The following is a 1,079-nucleotide window of genomic DNA, read 5'->3' as shown; positions in this document are numbered from 1 at the left end:
TTTTATTCTTACTAGCGTTATTGTTTGTAACGTATAGTAATGCCCAAATATTAGACCCAGTAAAATGGACTACTTCTGTTGAAAAAATTTCTGAAACGCAATACAAATTAGTGGCTAATGCAAGTATTGATGCTGGTTGGCATTTGTACTCGCAAAATGTTCCTGAGGGAGGACCAATAGCCACTAGTTTTATTTTTGATGATAATAACGGAGCCATTACTTTAGTTGGAAACACTACAGAAGAAAAAGGTTATACCATTAATGATCCTGTTTTTGATATGGTTATTACTTTTTTTGAAGACAATGCTGTTTTTCAACAAATAATAAATGTAAAAGATAAAACAAATACTGTAAATGGTTTTGTAGAATTTATGGTTTGTGATGATACACGATGCTTGCCACCTAAAGAAGTTGCGTTAACATTTAATTTAAGCAACGATAAAGTTACTACAGCAGTAACTAACACAGATGATGTATCATCAACAAACACTGAAGCACCCCAAGTAAATTCAACAGTAAATGAAGGTACAGAATCATCAAAACGAGGCTTAATAACCTTATTCTTTTTAGCATTTTTATCGGGGTTTGCAGCATTATTAACACCATGTGTTTTCCCAATGATACCGTTAACAGTTAGTTTTTTTACAAAACAATCTGATAATAAAGCTAAAGGTATCAGNCAGTATCTGCTATTTTTGGTCCTGCAGCTATGAATGCTTTGGCCTCTAATGTGTGGTTTAACGTAATTTTCTTTTTAATTTTAATAATATTTGCATTATCATTTTTAGGCGCTTTTGAAATTACATTACCGCAATCTTGGGCAAATAAAGTAGATGCTCAATCTAACCGTAGCGGTTTAGTTGGTATCTTTTTCATGGCTTTAGCATTAGCTATAGTATCATTTTCTTGTACAGGGCCAATAGTTGGTACTATTTTAGTTGAAGCCGCTTCTGGTGGTGATAAAGTTGGGCCAGTAATTGGCATGCTAGGTTTTTCATTAGCAATTGCATTACCGTTTGCATTATTTGCAGCCTTTCCTGGCTGGATGAACTCATTACCAAAATCTGGTGGTTGGTTAA

Annotated in this window: 1 pseudogene; it reads left to right on the top strand. The window is 33.9% G+C overall.

From position 1 onward, the window contains the following. A pseudogene (locus FUA24_RS25520) lies at positions 1–1,079 on the top strand (cytochrome c biogenesis protein CcdA); the annotation flags it as partial.

Source organism: Seonamhaeicola marinus, from assembly GCF_008085455.1.
Note: the sequence above shows the minus strand (reverse complement) of the source record. Positions and strands in the feature narration are given on the sequence as shown.